This is a genomic window from Ideonella alba (genome assembly GCF_018069845.1).
GTDB lineage: Bacteria > Pseudomonadota > Gammaproteobacteria > Burkholderiales > Burkholderiaceae_C > Ideonella > Ideonella alba.
This window is the reverse complement of record NZ_JAGQDD010000001.1, coordinates 241157-257686: the sequence shown is the minus strand read 5'-3', so window position 1 is coordinate 257686 and position 16530 is coordinate 241157. Positions and strand designations below refer to the sequence as shown.

14 protein-coding genes are annotated in these 16530 nt (G+C 71.9%); 7 read left to right on the top strand and 7 right to left on the bottom strand.

The window, feature by feature from the left end:
- The first annotated feature begins 62 nt into the window (after positions 1 to 62).
- Both KAK03_RS01050 and KAK03_RS01045 read left to right on the top strand, forming a co-directional pair.
- Positions 63 to 1358, top strand: a complete 1296-nt coding sequence (locus tag KAK03_RS01050; RefSeq protein ID WP_310738430.1) for a sensor domain-containing diguanylate cyclase — start codon at positions 63 to 65, stop codon at positions 1356 to 1358.
- Positions 1359 to 1542: 184 nt separating this feature from the next.
- Entirely contained in the window at positions 1543 to 2466 is a 924-nt protein-coding gene (locus tag KAK03_RS01045; protein WP_210851226.1) for a GspE/PulE/PilB domain-containing protein, read from the top strand.
- Between the two features lie 7 nt (positions 2467 to 2473).
- Here KAK03_RS01045 and KAK03_RS01040 read toward each other — a convergent pair whose 3' ends face one another.
- Together KAK03_RS01040 and KAK03_RS01035 are read right to left on the bottom strand one after the other, a co-directional pair.
- Entirely contained in the window at positions 2474 to 2953 is a 480-nt protein-coding gene (locus tag KAK03_RS01040) for a GNAT family N-acetyltransferase (RefSeq protein WP_210851224.1), read from the bottom strand.
- Positions 2946 to 4109, bottom strand: coding sequence for a CaiB/BaiF CoA transferase family protein (locus KAK03_RS01035; RefSeq protein ID WP_210851222.1), 1164 nt, complete (start codon positions 4107 to 4109; stop codon positions 2946 to 2948). The genes KAK03_RS01040 and KAK03_RS01035 overlap by 8 nt, the downstream gene beginning before the upstream one ends.
- Before the next feature lie 130 nt (positions 4110 to 4239).
- Between KAK03_RS01035 and KAK03_RS01030 the strand changes: the two genes are divergently transcribed.
- Both KAK03_RS01030 and KAK03_RS01025 read left to right on the top strand, forming a co-directional pair.
- Complete coding sequence (locus tag KAK03_RS01030; RefSeq protein ID WP_210851221.1) at positions 4240 to 4869, top strand: hypothetical protein; 630 nt, start codon at positions 4240 to 4242, stop codon at positions 4867 to 4869.
- 126 nt (positions 4870 to 4995) lie between these two features.
- Positions 4996 to 6255 (top strand): S8 family peptidase, encoded by a 1260-nt coding sequence (locus tag KAK03_RS01025; protein ID WP_210851219.1) that lies wholly within the window; start codon positions 4996 to 4998, stop codon positions 6253 to 6255.
- Between the two features lie 133 nt (positions 6256 to 6388).
- On the opposite strand, the gene KAK03_RS01020 is transcribed toward KAK03_RS01025, so the two are convergent.
- From KAK03_RS01020 to rpmH, 5 genes are all read right to left on the bottom strand, one after another.
- Positions 6389 to 8374: a DUF945 family protein gene (locus tag KAK03_RS01020; RefSeq protein ID WP_210851217.1), complete on the bottom strand. Its 1986-nt coding sequence runs from the start codon at positions 8372 to 8374 to the stop codon at positions 6389 to 6391.
- 172 nt (positions 8375 to 8546) lie between these two features.
- Positions 8547 to 10202, bottom strand: coding sequence for a membrane protein insertase YidC (yidC, locus tag KAK03_RS01015; RefSeq protein ID WP_210851215.1), 1656 nt, complete (start codon positions 10200 to 10202; stop codon positions 8547 to 8549).
- A complete protein-coding gene (gene yidD / locus KAK03_RS01010; RefSeq protein ID WP_375140963.1) occupies positions 10199 to 10516 on the bottom strand; it encodes a membrane protein insertion efficiency factor YidD in 318 nt (105 codons plus the stop codon). The genes yidC and yidD overlap by 4 nt, the downstream gene beginning before the upstream one ends.
- Entirely contained in the window at positions 10516 to 11034 is a 519-nt protein-coding gene (locus tag KAK03_RS01005) for a ribonuclease P protein component (RefSeq protein ID WP_210851213.1), read from the bottom strand. The genes yidD and KAK03_RS01005 overlap by 1 nt, the downstream gene beginning before the upstream one ends.
- 26 nt (positions 11035 to 11060) lie before the next feature.
- Positions 11061 to 11198 (bottom strand): 50S ribosomal protein L34, encoded by a 138-nt coding sequence (rpmH, locus tag KAK03_RS01000; RefSeq protein WP_210804599.1) that lies wholly within the window; start codon positions 11196 to 11198, stop codon positions 11061 to 11063.
- Positions 11199 to 11594: 396 nt separating this feature from the next.
- Between rpmH and dnaA the strand changes: the two genes are divergently transcribed.
- The 3 genes from dnaA to KAK03_RS00985 all read left to right on the top strand — a co-directional run bounded on the left by dnaA (position 11595) and on the right by KAK03_RS00985 (position 16529).
- Entirely contained in the window at positions 11595 to 13094 is a 1500-nt protein-coding gene (dnaA, locus tag KAK03_RS00995; protein WP_210851211.1) for a chromosomal replication initiator protein DnaA, read from the top strand.
- Positions 13095 to 13257: 163 nt separating this feature from the next.
- Complete coding sequence (locus tag KAK03_RS00990; RefSeq protein ID WP_210851209.1) at positions 13258 to 14850, top strand: hypothetical protein; 1593 nt, start codon at positions 13258 to 13260, stop codon at positions 14848 to 14850.
- 176 nt (positions 14851 to 15026) lie between these two features.
- Positions 15027 to 16529 carry a hypothetical protein gene (locus KAK03_RS00985; RefSeq protein WP_210851207.1) on the top strand — a complete coding sequence of 501 codons (1503 nt, stop codon included), beginning with the start codon at positions 15027 to 15029 and terminating at the stop codon, positions 16527 to 16529.
- Position 16530 lies beyond the last annotated feature (1 nt).

Genomic DNA, 16530 nt, shown 5'->3' with positions numbered 1-16530 from the left:
CATTCTGCGCGATCTGGCACCATCGGTGATCTGCCGTCTGCCACCCGCCGAGTCACACCGCCGTGCCCGATCTGCCCGAGTTCCCCCTGGCGCCGCTGTTCGAGCACCTGGCCGACGCGGTCTACCTGATCGACCCCGAGGACTCCCGCATCGTCTGGGGCAACCGCGCGGCCTGGGCGATGCTGGGCCTGAGCCCGCGCGAGGTGATCGACCACAGCGTGCTGAGCCTGCAGATGGACGTCACCGGCCTGCCGCAGTGGCAGGACATCGCCCAGGCGATCCGCGCCAGCGAGTGCTTCACCTTTGTCGGCCGCCACCGCCATGCGGCCGGGCACGAGGTGCCGGTGGAGGTCAACACCACCCAGGTCGAGCTCAACGGCAAGCACTGGTTCCTGTCGGTGGCGCGCGATGTCGGGCGCCGTCTGGCGCTGGAGCGCGAGCTGCGCCAGCGCGAGCACCAGCTGTGGTTCGCCCTGAACGAGGCCACCGACGGCCTGTGGGACTGGGACATCGCGGCCGGCACGCTGTTCTTCAGCCCGCAACTCAAGCGCATGCTGGGTTACGGCCCCGACGAGATGCATCCCGTGCTGTCCACCTGGTCGGACAACATCCACCCCGATGACGCGCCGCGCGTGATGGCCGAGCTGCAGGCCCACCTGAACGGCCAGCGCGCCCGCTACGAGGCCGAGTACCGCCTGCGCAACCGCAATGGCGTGTACCTGTGGGTGCATGACGTCGGCCGCGTCTGTGACCGCGACGAGCGCGGCCAGCCCACCCGCGCCGTGGGCATGGTGCAGGACGTGACCGAGCGCAAGGAGCTGCAGCTGCAGCTCGAGCGGATCGCGGTGCACGACTTCCTCACCGGCCTGGCCAACCGGCGCGAGGGCATGGCCTACCTCGAGGCGCAGGTCGCCCTGTGCCGCCGGCTGGGGCTGCCGCTGGCGCTGTGCTTCATCGACATCGACCACTTCAAGTCGATCAACGACAGCCACGGCCATGCGGTGGGCGACGAGGTGCTGCGCTGCGTGGCCCACACCCTGCGCGCGCTGGTGCGCCGCGAGGACCTGGTGTGCCGCTGGGGTGGCGAGGAGTTCGTGCTGATCGCACCGGGCATCGACGCCCAGCAGGGCCTGCAGCTGGCCGAGAAGGTCTGCGCCGCGGTGCAGGCCCTGCCCGCCGACGGCCTGCCGGCGGTGACGGTCAGCATCGGCGTGGCCGCGCTGCCGGCGCATGGGCCCGAGCCGGCGCTGCTGATCGAGCAGGCCGACCGGGCGCTCTACCAGGCCAAGCGCTCGGGGCGCAACCGCGTGCTGCTGGGCGCCAGCGCGTCACAGGGCAGCGCCGAGCCGCAGGGCTGAACGCCCCAGGACGCCGCAAGGGCTGCCCCAAGACGCCCCCAGGCGCCCACCGGCCCGTCGCCCGACCCTTCGCATTGGGGGGACCGCGACGCGCGGCGTGAACTAGTTCCGGCCGGTGTGGGCGAAACATGTTTCAGATGGTTACCATTGACGCAACTTGTAGTTCTCACGCTCCACCGCGCCCATGCCCTCCCCGTCCACCCCTGCCGCCCCCGATGCTGCCGCGGCCGAGGCCTTGGCGGGCTGGCCGATCGAGCGCAGCCTGACCGTGGGCGCGCCGGTGGTGGACCTGCTCGACGAGCCCGGCCTGCCGGCCGAGATCGAGGGCCGCCAGGGCCGCCGCGTGGCCACCCGTCTGCTGAGCCTGCAGCATGACGAACAGGCCGCGCTGATCCGCATCCCGCCCAAGTGGCAGTGGATGTCGATGCCGCTGTCGCGCGTCACCTGCATCCGCATGGTCAGCCGGTCGATGCCGCAGCGGGTCGAGCCCTGCAGCTTCACGCTCAGCATGCGCCACGGCGTGTCGCTGCACGGCGAGGCGCTGGCGCTGGCCGAGCACCCGCTGGGTCTGTTCGTGGTGCAGGCGCTGGACGCCGGCGAGGGCTGCCAGCGCGTGTTCTACCCGCGCGGCGGCTGGTCGTCGCTGATCCTGGGCCACGGCACGCCGCCCACCACCCGTCCCTGCGACAACCCCGACGCGCTGCGCGTCAGCCTGCAGGCCGTGCAGGCCGCGGGGCCGCGGCTGGGCGGCGCGCTGGCCGGCCTGCAGCAGCGCCGCCAGCAGCGCCAGTGGCTGCACAGCCGCGCCCAGGACGCCTGGGCCGACGTGCCGCGGGTGGACGTGCTGAGCTACCCGGTGGAAGTGGCCGCGCTGCGCCACCTGGGCTATGAGCGCGCGCGCCGGCTGGACGCGCTGCCGCTGGGCGCGCTGGACGGCTCGCAGGTGGTGGTGGTCGACGACCCCGGCCGGCGCGACACGCTGCGTGAACTGGGCTTCCTGTTCGGCAGCCGCGTCACCGCGGTACTGCCGGCGCGCCACAGCACGGCCTACCTGGTGCAGGAGATCTACGAGCGCCACGGCCTGGCGCCCACGCGCTGGTTCGATTAGCCCCGGCTCACAGCGGGCGACGCATCGTCAGGCTGGTGGGGCGGTCGAAGCCCGGATGGGCGGTGCGCGCCACGGTGACGAAACCCAGGGCCTCGAAGCTGCGGTGGTTCTCGACCAGTTCCACCCGCGTCTGCAACTCCAGCACCGGCCGACCCGCCGCCCGCGCCAGCGCCGCGGCGGCCTCCACGATGCCGCGCGCCACCCCACGGCGGCGCCAGGCGTCGGCCACGGCCAGCTTGCCCAGGTAGGCGCAGTCGGGCCGCAGGTCGACAAAACCGCAGCCCACCAGCGTGTCGCCCTCATGCGCCACGATCAGCGTCTCGCGCCCGGCCTTGGCCTGCAGCGCGGCGGCGTCCAGCGCCTTCAGCGAGGAGGGCGGGTCGATCCGGCCGTCCATGTAGGCGAAGGCGTCCTGCAGCAGCGTCAGCAAGGCGCCCCATTCGGTGAAGCCGGCCGGGGCGGTCTGGTAGCGGATCGGCTCAGCCACCCTGGCCCTCCGACCAGCGTGCCGGATGCTCGCCCAGGGCCGGGGCCAGCGAGCGCAGGCTGCCCGGCGTGTCACTCAGGCGCGGCACCACGCCCGGCACGTCCAGCGCCAGGCCGTCGGCGGTGAGGATGCGCTGAATCATCCCGCGGGCGCGGTAGTGCGGGTCCTCGGCGATGTCCTGCACGGTGTAGATGCGGCCCACCGGCACGCTGGCCGCCTGCAGCACGGTCACCACCTCGGCCACCGGGCGCTGCACGGTCCAGGCGGTGATGGCGGCATCGATGCGGTCGACCTGGGCGGCGCGGCCGGCGTTGTGCGCCAGCGCCGGGTCGGTGCCCAGGTCGTCGCGGCCGATCGCGCTCATCAGGCGCTTGTAGATGCTGTCGCCATTGCCGCCGATCACCACCTGGCCATCGGCGCAGCGGTAGGCGTTGCTGGGCGCGATGCCGGGCAGCGCGCTGCCGGCCGGCTGGCGCACCGCGCCAAACGCGCTGTACTCGGGCAGCAGGCTTTCCATGCAGTTGAACACCGCCTCGTAGAGCGCCACATCCACCACCTGGCCGCGCCCGGTGCGTGCGCGCGCCTGCAGCGCCAGCAGCACGCCGATCACGCCATGCAGCGCCGCCAGCGTGTCGCCCAGGCTCACCCCCGCGCGCACCGGCACCCGGCCGGGCTCGCCCATCAGGTGGCGCAGGCCGCCCATGGCCTCGGCCACCACCGCAAAGCCCGGCAGGTCGCGGTAGGGGCCATCCTGGCCGTAGCCGCTGATGCGCAGCATGATCAGGCCGGGGTTGCTGGCGGCCAGGGACTCGTAGCCCAGGCCCCACTTCTCCAGCGTGCCGGGCTTGAAGTTCTCGATCAGCACGTCGGCCTCGTCGATCAGGCGGCGCACGTCGGAGCGGCCCTCGTCACTGCGCAGGTCCAGCACCACGCTCTTCTTGTTGCGGCTCTGCACCTGCCACCAGACGCTGGTGCCGTTGTGCAGCAGGCGCCACTGGCGCAGCGGGTCGCCGGTGCCGGGCGGTTCGACCTTGATCACCTCGGCGCCGAAGTCGCCCAGGGTCTTGCCGGCGAACGGCCCGGCGATCAGTTGGCCCAGTTCGAGAACCTTGAGGCCGGCCAGCGGGCCGGCGGTGGCGGATGTGTCGGCAGACATGGCGCGATTGTGGCGCCAGCCGCGGCAACGTTTTTTGGCCGCGCATCCGGACATGCCGTCGTGGGATGGGACGCCCCCTTGCGGCTGCGCACACTGCGACCCGCACCCACTTCCCCAACACGGAGTCCCGATGACGAATCTGTCCCACCGCCTGCGTCCCTGGCTGCACCTGCTTGCCCTGGCCGCCGCCAGCACCTGCGCCACGGCCCAGACCTGCCCCAACCAGGTGGGCTTCGCCTTCACCGTGTCCACCAATGTGTCGCCGTACCACATGGTGCTGATGGGCGAGCGCTACCAGGGCACGGGGCAATACGCCGCACAACTGGTGCTCAACCCCGAGATCATGGCGCATCTGGCCACCAGCCTGGCGGCCGGCTGCACCCAGCGCGTCAACTACGCCGGCGCCGGCATGGGCTCCTGGACCTGGAACCTGGGGCGCACCAGCCTGAGCAGCATCACCCGGCTGCAGGCCACCAGCCTGGCGCTGGCCCGCACCTGGAAACTGGGCGAGTGGGGCGCGCGGCATGTTGTGCTCCAGGGTGTCCAGGACCAGTACCTCTCCAACAGCTTCCAGTACCCGTTCGACCAGGAACTGCCGCTCAGAGTGGTCAGAACGCTGCAGGAGGGCGACCAGCTGGATGTCCTCGGCGAGGCCCGCGTGCGCGCGATCTCGGTGGGCGGCGGCATTTATGACCAGGCCAACGTCAACGCCTACTGGCCGGCCAGCTACTTCCCCTTCCTCATGATCGGACTGCCCTGAGAGGGACAGGACACTAGGGGGCGACAGCGCCGATCCACCGATCCATGATCGGGATGCGTTCTGTCGACATCCTGGGAGGGATTCATGAAGGCCATGGCAGCGTCAATCGGCCGCTTATGTGCTGGGGTGGCTCTCGCCTGCCTGCTCAGTCTGGCCGGGCCGGCGCGGTCCAGCAGCGTGCCGGATGAGCTGCTGGTGCAGTTCGCACCGCACAGCACCGAGTCCGCGCGGGAGGCCGCCCTGTCGGGCGTGCAGGCGCGGGTGCTGCAGACCCTGCGCCCCGGCCTGCTGCGCGTGGCGCTTGCGCCGGGTTTGTCCACCGATGCCGCGGCCCGGCAACTGGGCCGCCAGCCCGGCGTGGCCTTCGCCGAGGCCCATGTGGTCTACCGTCCGCTGGCCGTGCTCAATGACCCCTACTACCTGAACGGCTCGCTGTGGGGCATGGAGGGAGACCAGGACCCCGACCACTTCAACCCCTTTGGCAGCCAGGCGGCGCGCGCCTGGGCCCAGGGCCACACCAGCTGCGGCGACGTGGCGGTGGCGGTGCTCGACACCGGTGCCCAGCACCCGCACCCGGACCTGCGGGCCAACCACTGGCGCAACCCCGGCGAGATCCCTGGCAATGGCATCGATGACGACGGCAACGGCCTGATCGATGACGTCGACGGCTGGGACTTCGCGCACAACGACAACACGGTCTACGACGATCCGGTGGAGGACCTGCACGGCACCCATGTGTCAGGCACGATCGGCGCGCGCGGCGGCAATGGCCGCGGCGTGGTGGGCGTGTGCTGGAAGCTGCAGCTGCTGACGGTGAAGTTCATGGACGCAGGCGGCGGCACCAGCGCCAACGCGGTGCGGGCGATCGACTACCTGATCGACCTGAAGACCCGCCACGGCCTGCGTCTGGTGGCGATCAATGCCTCCTGGGGCAGTGCGGCCGAGTCCAAGGCGCTCAAGCAGGCCATCCAGCGCGCCGGCGAGGCCGGCATCCTGCTGGTGGCCGCCGCCGGTGGCAGCGGCAACGACAACGACACCCAGCCGATGTACCCGGCCAGCTACCCGCTGCCGACGGTGGTGGCGGTCACCTCGATCGACGCCGGTGGCGCGCTGGGGCCACGTGCCAACCATGGGGCCCAGTCGGTGGACCTGGGCGCGCCCGGCGAGGGCATCTGGTCCACCGTGCCCCGCGGCGGTTACGCCCAGCTCAGTGGTACCTCCATGGCCGCAGCGCATGTCAGCGGCGGGCTGGCGCTGCTCGCGCAGCGCGCACGCGGCGCGGATGCGCTGGCCCTCAAGCAGCAGTTGCTCGACGCCACCACGCCCACGCCCGCCCTGACCGGCCTGACGCTCACCGGCGGCCGCCTGGATCTGCGCGGCTTCTAGGCTGGCGCGGGACGGGCCGCCGGGGTCGACCGCATGGTCGGCTCCGACGGCCCGCGGGGTCAGCCCGGGAGGGCTTCAACGACGGTCCCGCCAGAGGCCTATCGGCCGCGCGCGGCCGGAAGTTGAGGCGGCGTCAGCGTCGGCCGCTGTCCGCCACCACCAGCCGCAGCTGGCGTGCGTAGAGCGCCTGCAGCGCGGGGCGGGTCTCCTTGTCGGCGCGGTCCTGGTACCAGGCCAGCGACTTCTCGCGGTTGGCCGACCACTGGTAGGCGATCCACAGCGCGGCATCGGCGTCGGCCGCGCGGCCCGACAGGGCCAGGGCCTCGGCCAGCGGCGTCCAGGTGGAACTGCGCCGGGGGTCCAGCACCAGCGCCGCCAGCAGCACGTCCGAGGCCTCGGCCGCGCGGTCTGCCTTGACCAGCGCATAGCCCAGGTTGCCGGCCACCTCCACGTCGCGCGGGTTCTCGCGCAGCGCCAGGCGCAGCGCGGCCACGGCGGCGGGCAGATCGTTGCGCTTCAGGGCGTCCAGCCCGGTGGTGTTGTGCTGGCGGGCCACCGCCTTGTTGCCGACGTCGGGCTTGGGCAGCGCGTCGATGCGCGAGGCCTGGGCGCGCAGTGTGTCGACGTCCTGCGCTCGGCCGGCAGCCAGGCTCTGGCGGACACAGGTCTCCAGGTCGCCGCATTCGGTGGCCACCGGCGTGGGGGCCATGGCCGGCGGCGGTGTCACGGCGGCCTCGGCCGCCGGCTCGGGCGCCGCAGCGGGCGCAGCGGCGGGGACCTCGGTCGCAGCGACCGGCACAGGCGCGGGGGCCTGGGCCACGCGCGGTGCCGACCATTCCGCCAGCTGGGCGGCGATGCGGGTGTCGGCCTCGGCCAGTGTCTGCTGGAAGCCACCGGCATCCAGCGTGCGGCCGTTGACCTTGAGCAGTCCGTCGGCGTAGTCGTAGCTGGCGCGCAGGCCGCTGGCCTGCTCCACCGCCATGCCCATGGCCAGCAGCGTCTGGCGCTGGTCGGGCGTCAGCAGTCCGGCGCCCACATCCAGGCGGCCGCTGGAGCGCAGCTGCTCGGCCAGGCGGATTTGCGCGCCGCGCGCGGGTTGCAGCTCGACGCTCCACTGGCCGTCGATCGCGCCCTCGCCGGAGCGGCCGCTGAGCTGCCCGATGCCAGCCGAGAAGCCGCGCGTGAGCAGACGCTGCACGGCATCACGCACCGCCTGGCCTTCGCTGGCGGTCAGCGCCTGCAGGCCGCAGCTGGCCGAGAAGGTGGTGGTCAGCGTCTCGACACTGCGGGTGTCCAGGCCCTTGACGTGCAGCTCCAGCGCCAGGCCCTCGAGCGCCTGACCGGCGGCCACCAGTTTGGCCACGGCGGGGCGGATGCTCATGTCCAGCCGGTCGCCGTTCTCGCGCGCCTCGGAGCGCAGCGTCAGGCCTTCGAGCTGGCCCAGCCCGGTGCTCATCGCACCCACCGCGAACTGCGCGCTGCCGGTGCCCAGGAAGCGGTTGCTGAGGTCCAGGTCCAGCGCCACGTCCTTCATCTCCACCGCCTGGCCGTCGCCGCGCGCCACCACCCGCGGCCAGGTCCAGCCAAAGCCCACCGCCTTGCCGTGCACGCTGATGAAGCCTTGCGAGGCCGCCACCTGCAGCGCCGAGCCGGCGCGGCGCACCGACAGCTCGGGCAGCGACATCTCCGAGCGCAGTGCGCCGCCGGGGGTGACGCTGCCGCGGCCGCTGAGCGTCGTCGCCTGGCCGAACAGCTCGGCGAAGGCGCGCCCGGTGTCGCCGGTGGGCAGGGCCTGCCAGTCGAAGCGCATCAGCGCCGTGGGCAGCGGCAGGTGGCTGGCCTGGTAGCGCACATGCAGCGTGACGGGTTCGTCCTGGCCTTCGGCAGCGTCGCAGCCGGGCTCCAGCCGCACCTCCAGCTCACCGCTGGACGACAGCAGGCCGCGCTGGTGCTTCAGGCCGCTGACCCGCACCGCGGTGCCCGCACCGGCGGGCCTGGCCTGCAGCGCCTGCAGTTCGGCCTCGAGTTGCTGTCCGGACCAGGCGCCTGCGCCCACCCATCCTGCCGCCGCCAGCGCGCACACCACGCCACCGGCCACGGCCATCGTCTTGCCTTGCATTGCTCGCTCCTAGATACCCACTTGGGCATCCAGGGCATCGTCAGCGGCAGGGGACCGATGAGTGTCGCGACACGGCGGTGTGTGACTTTCTTGGCAGCTCGCCGCGAGCGCCGCCCTCAAGGACAACGCCCCCGCGGCCGGTGGCACGCGGGGGCGTTGCGGGGTTCAGCGATCAGTTCACGCCCAGGCGCTTGTTGATCCACCACTGCTGGGCGATCGACAGGATGTTGTTGGTCAGCCAGTACAGCACCAGGCCGGCCGGGAAGAAGAAGAACATCACGCCGAAGATCAGCGGCATCATCCACATCATCTTCTGCTGCATCTCGTCGCCGGCCTTGGGGCCCAGCCAGACCTGCAGCAGGCTGGTGGCGGTCATCACCGCGGGCAGGATGTAGTACGGGTCGATCGCGGCCAGGTCGTGGATCCACCAGATCCAGGGCGCGCCGCGCATCTCCACCGTGGCCATCAGCACCCAGTACAGCGCCATGAAGAAAGGCATCTGGATGAAGATCGGCAGGCAGCCACCCAGCGGGTTGACCTTCTCCTCGCGGTAGATGCGCATCATCTCCTGCTGCATCTCCTGCGGCTTGTCCTTCAGTCGCTCGCGCAGCTCCATGATGCGCGGGTTGACCGCCTTCATCTTGGCCATCGACTTGTAGGCGCTGGCATTGAGCCAGTAGAAGGCGATCTTCAGCAGCACCACCAGGCCGACGATCGCCCAGCCCCAGTTGCCGATCAGCTTGTGCAGCTGGTCCAGCACCCAGAACAGCGGCTTGGCCAGGATGTGCAGCACGCCGTAGTCCTTGACCAGCTCCAGGCCCGGGGCCAGCGCGGCCAGCCGGTTCTCTTCCTGCGGGCCCACGTAGAGCTGCGCCTGGTGGGTGGCGGTGGCGCCCGGCGCCACGCTGCCCAGCGGCTGCACCAGGGCCACCGAGTACAGGTTGTCCTTGTCCTTCTTGGTGACGAACTCGCGCGCGCCCGGCGTGTTCACCAGCCAGGCGCTGGTGAAGTAGTGCTGCACCATCGCCACCCAGCCGTCCTGCGCCTTGGTGATGTGGCTGGGCGCCTCGCCGGGCTTGCGCTTGTCGATGTCCTTGAACTCGACCTTCTGGAACTTCTTCTCGTCGGAGTAGATGGCCGGGCCAGTGAAGGTGGAGTAGAAGCTCGAGCCCCCCGGCGGCGGCGTGCCGTCACGCTGCAGTTGCAGGTAGATCTGGGCGTCCACCGCGGCGGCGCCGGTGTTGCGCAGCTCGTTCTTGACGTCGATCGCGTACTGGCCGCGGCGCAGCGTCAGCGTCTTGGTCCACTGCACGCCGTTCGCCTCGGGCGACGCAAAGACCACGCTCAGCTCGCTGGCGCCGTCCTTCAGCGTGCGCTCGCCCGGCTGGGCGCTCAGCAGCGTGAAGTGGCTGGGCAGGCCGGTGCCGATGAAGCCGGTCTGCGCCAGGTAGGTGCGGTTGGCGCTGCGGTCCATCAGCACCACCGGCTGCGACTTGTCCTGGTCGTCGGGGTAGGCCAGCAGCTCGGCACGCACCACGTCACCGCCGCGCGAGGCCAGCGTCAGGCGCAGCACGTCGGTCTGCAGCACCACCAGCTCGCCGGGGTCGTTGGCGGGCGCAGCGGCGGTGGTGGCGGCCGCGGCCGCGGCCGGCTGGGTGGCCGACGCGGGCACACCGCCCGGCGCGGCCGAAGCGGCCGAGGCCGGGGTGGCGGCGATCGGCGCGCCGAACAGCGTGGGCTCGCCGTTGTGCTTGTTCCAGGCGTCCCAGAGCAGGACCAGGGACATCGCAAACACCACCCACAGGAAATTGCGGCGGATATCGTTCATGGCATGGGGGGTGTGGAAGTCGTCGGTGAGGTGTCGGCGCGGGTGGCACCGACACAGCAATGGGCGAACAGGCGCGGCCGCTGGGCCGGCACCGGGTCATGGCCGCCGTCGCACCAGGGCGCGCAGCGCAGGATGCGCCGCGCCGCCAGGTAGCTGCCGGCGGCGGCGCCGTGGCGCTCGAGCGCATCGATCGCGTAGCGCGAGCAGGTGGGCTCGAAGCGGCAGCCGCCGCCGATCCAGGGGCTCAGCAGCAGGCGGTAGGCCCGGACCAGGCCCAGCAGGGCCTGGCGCGGCCACATCGACAGCGGCGGCATCAGGCAGCCCTCCGGCGCGGGCCGCGGTCGCGCCGCGGCTGTGCCGCCAGCGGCGCGTGCGCGGCCTGGTGGAACAGCTGCTCGATCTCGGCGTGGGCGGCGGCGCGCAGGGCGTCGGAGCCGGGGCTGGGAAAGACTGCCTTGTCGAAGGGCGAGCGCAGCCGCACCACCCACAGCCCGGCGGGCAGGGTGGCGGCATGGCGGCCCATGGCCGCGCGCAGCTGGCGCTTGATCAGGTTGCGCGTCACGGCCCGTCGGGCGTGCCGCTTGGGCACCACCAGACCGAGCCAGCAGCGGTGGTCATCCACAGGCGCGCACCCGGCTGGGGCATCACCTGTGGATAACTCGGGGGACAAACCCGGGACAAGCGGTGCATCAGTGTCCGACGTGCGAGCGCCCCGTGCGCGAGAGGGCCCACCGGGCACATGGTGCACGGCGAAGTGAGCGCTTCGCGAACGGGGCGAGGTGCCGAGCACCCGCTCGAAATCGGCCGGACGCACGATGCGACCGACGTCCATCGCTGCCGGATCGGCGGCGGCGCCGATCAGACCTGGGTCAGCTTCTTGCGGCCCTTGGCGCGGCGGGCGTTGACCACCGCGCGGCCGCCACGGGTCTTCATGCGGACGAGAAAGCCGTGCGTGCGGGCGCGGCGGACCTTGGAAGGCTGATAGGTGCGCTTCATGATGAAACCTGCTGGTAGGAAAGGAGTCGGGGCCCTGAGCGGCCGCCACCACCACCACGGCGGCCGTACCGGCCGCAGTTGCAGTTGCAACAGCCCCCCACCGAACCGCCGGATGAGGGCTCCGGCGTTGCAGACCTGCTCGCTGCCTGGCCAGGCACCACCCCCCGCAGCCAGTGCCGCGAAGGTGTGTCGGTGCTTGTTGCCAGCGCTTACAACTGCCACCCCGAGTTCGGGAAACCCTCAATTAGAGCAAAAAGAGCATTGCCGGTCAAACACTTGCACCACAGCATGCGCCCGCCCACGGGGATTGACCCCCGCCAAAAAACTGTGGATAACCGGGTCTGCATCGGCCCTGACCATGCGTAGAATCCGCCCGCTCGAAAAGAACTTGTCCACATGAGCCCAGACCTCTGGCAGCGCGTTTGCGAGCGCCTCGCGATCGAACTGCCCGAACAGCAATTCAACACCTGGATCCGTCCCTTGCCCCCCGCCGAGGTGGGCGAGGACGGCGGCGTCGCCGTGGCCACGCTGCGCGTGCCCAACCGCTTCAAGCTGGACTGGATCCGCAGCCAGTACAGCGCCCGCATCGAGACCGTGCTGGCCGAGCTGGCCGAGCAGCCGGTGCGCCTGTCGCTGACCCTGGCCCCGCGCGACACCACGCTGGCGGCGCCGCGGCCGCTGGAGTCGCGCCCGCAGTCCGCCAGCCGCGTGATGGCCCAGGCCATGATGGGCGCGCAGGCCAGCACCCATCTGCGCCCGCCGCCCCAGCAGACCGCCTGGGTACCCGACGGCGAGCAGGTGCTGGCCAACGCCCCCGGCGCCCAGCCGCTGCCGCAGGCCGCCCCCGTTTTGCCAGCCCTGGCACCCGCCGCCAACCGCAACCGCCTGAACCCGGCGCTCACCTTCGATTCACTGGTGGCCGGCCGCGCCAACCAGATGGCCCGCACCGCCGCGCTGCACGTGGCCGGCGCACCGGGGGTCATGTACAACCCGCTGTTCATCTACGGCGGCGTGGGCCTGGGCAAGACCCACCTGGTGCATGCGGTGGGCAACGCGCTGCTGAAGGACAAGCCCGGTGCGCGCGTGCTGTACCTGCACGCCGAGCAGTTCATCTCCGACGTCGTCAAGAACTACCAGCGCAAGACCTTCGACGAGCTCAAGGCCAAGTACCACAACCTCGACCTGCTGCTGATCGACGACGTGCAGTTCTTCGCCGGCAAGGAGCGCACCCAGGAGGAGTTCTTCAACGCCTTCGAAGCGCTGCTGGCCAAGAAGGCCCACATCATCATGACCAGCGACACCTACCCCAAGGGGCTGGTGGACATCGACCAGCGGCTGACCAGCCGCTTCGATTCGGGCCTGACCGTGGCCATCGAGCCGCCCGAGCTGGAGATGCGCGTGGCCATCCTGATGGCCAAGTCGCGCGCCGAGGGCGCGCCCATGCCCGAGGACGTGGCCTTCTTCGTGGCCAAGAACGTGCGCGCCAATGTGCGCGAGCTCGAAGGCGCGCTGCGCAAGGTGCTGGCCTACGCCAAGTTCAGCCACAAGGAGATCACCATCGCGCTGGCGCGCGAGGCGCTGAAGGACCTGCTGTCCATCCAGAACCGCCAGATCTCGGTCGAGAACATCCAGAAGACGGTGGCCGACTTCTACAAGATCAAGATCGCCGACATGTACAGCAAGAAGCGCCCGGCCAGCATCGCCCGGCCGCGCCAGATTGCGATGTACCTGGCCAAGGAGCTGACGCAGAAGAGCCTGCCCGAGATCGGCGAGCTCTTCGGCGGCCGCGACCACACCACCGTGCTGCACGCGGTGCGCAAGGTGGGCGGCGAGCGCCAGAAGGACACCGAGCTGAACCAGCAACTGCACGTGCTGGAGCAGACGCTCAAGGGCTGAGCCTGCCGCGCCGGCGCGCACCATCGTCGCGCCTCCTGAAATCTAGGTCTGTCGGCCCGGCCCTTCTGCGTCGATCATCCCTTCCGGCCTGTCGCCTCGGGCCAGTCAGGGAGCATCGATGAACAACACACCGCGCCTTCGCGCGCACCCGGCCGCTGGGCGCATGACGGCCGCCGTCCTCAGCGCCCTGCTCGGCACGGCACTGGTGGCCTGCGGCAATGGTCAGGACACTGCCCCAACCGGGCCGGACACCCCACCCGCGCTGGCCGATTACCGGCTGGCCATTGCGGCCCACGACGGCAGCGTGTCGCACTGGGCGGTGGTCGATCCGCTGTCGGACGCCGCAGCACTGGATCTGCCAGGGGCGGCCGACCCGCCCTCGTCGGCCCGCAGCGTGGCCGTGCGGGTGGACACCGCCACCCGCAGCGCCACCCGGCTGGGTGACCGTCTGCTGGTCTATGTGGCGCAGGAGCAGCTGTACCTGATCGACCTGCTGGGCAGCGCCCAGCCCACGCCGCAGCGCATTGGCGCGGCTGATCGCCTGTGCACGCTGAGCGCCCTGGTGCCGCTGCGCGCCGACGGCGGCGTGGCGGCCCTGGCGGTGACCCAGCGGCCTGCAGGTGCGGGCGATTGCAGCGGCCCGCTGGACACGCTGCTGCTACGCACCGACAGTGCCGCCAGCGAACCTGGCCTGAACCTGGGCGGCGCGCGGCTGCTGGCTGGCTTGCCAGCGGCCGATCTGAGCGTGGGCGCGCTGCTGCTGTCGCGGCCGGGCACCGGCGGTGCGGGCGAGTCGCTGCAACTGCGCGACGCCACGCTGGCCGCACTGCCGGATCTGGCACTGGGCACCGCGCCGGCGGGTGCCACGGCCCGCTTCCTGGGCCTGGATCCGTCCGCGCCCGGCCTGGGCTACGCCGCGGTGGGCCGCCAGGTCCGAGCGCTGCGCTGGTCAGGCCCCAGCGTCACGGTCGATGCCACCGCGGTGCAGGCGCTGGCAGGTGACGCGCCCGTCGCGCAGGGCGCGGCCGACGGTGTCTACCTGGTCGATGACGGCGCCGTCCACCGCCTGGCTGGCGGCGTCAGCACGCTGCTGGGCCGCATCGACGCCCGCACCGGCCCGCCCTACGACCTGGCACGCACGTTCCGCAGCGTGCACCTGACCGATACCCATGTGCTGGTGGACAGCCGTGCCTCGGGCCTGGCGACCACGGGCAGCTACGTCGCCAACCTCGACGAGGTGCACGCGCTGCCGCGCAGCGGGGGCACGCCGCAAGCGCTGCTGAGCGCCATCACGACCGACTTCATTCCGCGCGTGAACGCCCTCACCACGCTGGGCAGCACCGGGCAGCGCCTGCTGGTGGCGCAGAGCAGCTGTGGCTCGCTGGGCTGCGCCCGCCAGCTCTACGACGTCGATCCGCAGGCCGGCACCGCGACCCTGGGCCCGCTGGTGGCGGGTGTACTGCAGGCCGCCAGCGCGCCCATCGGCACCACCGCCCCGGTGACCCGCCGGCTGGTGTGCCCGGTGGATTGCCGCATCGATCTGCAGGAGCAACGCGCCAGTGACGGCGGGGCCGCGGTCAGCCTGGGGCCGCTGGGCGAGCAGCAGGTCATTGGCTGGCTGGCGGGCATCGAGGGCCTGCCGCTGGGCTTCTCGGCCGGCAGTCTGACGACCGACGCCAGCGGCCGCAGCGACGCCTGGCTGCTGCGCCCCGGCGTGGCCGGCTCGCTGCGGCGCTTGACCCAGCACCTGCCTTGATCGGGCTCACGCCACGGCCGGTCCGCGGCAAGCGGCCCCCCCTTGAACAGGCGTTGTCGGCCGCAGGGCCGGGCGCCCACACTCAACCCACCGCTGAACACCCGCAACCCGACTCCATGAAGAAGCATCCCTTTCATTCCCCCCGGCGGCGCGCCGTCGCCACCCCCGTGTGGGCCATGGCGGTGGCTGTCCTGGCCGCTTGCGGAGGCGGCGGCGGTGGCGGTGACAGTGGCGCGAGTGACGAATCCGCCTACCTGCGCTTTGCCGTGGTGTCCAGCGGCGGCACCTACCGTGTGCAGGCCTGGGACCCGATCGCGCCCGACCAGCTGCTGGTGGATGTGGCCAGCGATGGCGGCCCGGTCCAGGTGGTGCGCCGGCGCATCGCCGACACCGCCGCCCGCACCTGGACCGACGCCGAGGTGGCCCAGGTGGTCTTCATGCACGACCACAAGGTCTACCGCATCGACCTGCGCGGTGGCCAGGCGCACGAGCCGGTGCAGCTGTCAACGCTGGCGGTAGCCTGTGCGATCGACCGGGTGGAGGCGCTGGATGCGTCCGGCGCCCTGGCGGTGGTGGGCGTGCGCGCCGCCGCCAGTGTCGACACCTGCTTCAGCAGCGAGCAGCCCCGGCTGCTGCACACCGGCATGAACGCCAGCAGCGCGCCGGTCAGCGCGTCGCTGGTGGCGGTGCTGGCCGGCGACGACGGCCAGGCCAGCGGGGTGCTGGCCTCCAGCGGCAACCCGGGGGCCGCGGGGCAGCTGTCGCTGCTGAGCCCCAGCCTGGCGGTGTCCAGCGGTCTGTCGGGCCCCCGCGATGCCACGGCCCCGCTGTGGCTGGGCTCCGACCCCGCCGTGGCCGGCCTGGCCTACCTGCATGACGGCGCCGCGCTGCGCGCCGTGGACTGGACCGCCGACGGCGCCCGCATCAGCGACCCGCTGCTGGCGCTGGCCGAGGCCCCGCAGGCCTGGCGCGCCAACGCCCAGGCGCTGTGGCTGGCCACCGCCCACGGCGGCTTTGTGCGCGCCCAGGCCGGCAGCGCCACGCTGGTGTCCGACCTGGCCCTGACCGAAGGCAGCGTGCCGGCCGTGGTGCCCACCGCCACCCGGGTGCTGGCCAGCTTCTGCGTGACCGACATGACCTACCTGATGCCGCAGTGCACCGTGCGCGCCATGCCGCTGGCCGGCGGCGCCTGGACCACGCTGATTGCCGACCAGCCGGGGGTGGATTCGGTGTCGCTGATGGGCGCGGTGGGCGAGCGGCCGCTGGTGCGCCACGACACCGGCTACTACTACGACTTCCACGGTTTTGGCGCCTACACCTACACGGCGCTGCGCCTGCTGGCGGCCGATGGTTCGGCGGGCGAGCTGGTGTCGCAGGCCACCGCGGTGCCGGTGTGGGCCGCCCGCCACCCGATCGGGCAGCCCGCGGCGCTGGCCGGGACGCTGGACTGCAGCTCCGCGCTGTGCACCAGCGGTCAGCTGCGCTACCGCCCGCTCGGCGGCAGCGAGCAGGTCCTGGGCGACTGGACCGGCACCGGTGCCGGCTACCTGTACGCCGAGCGCCCGCTGATTGAGGGTCTTCCCGGAGATCTGCAGCGTTACTTCACCCAGGGCCTGCAGCCGATGCAGCGCTACACCGTGGCGCCCGGCGTGGCCGGATCCCTGGGGCTGGTCAAGTAGC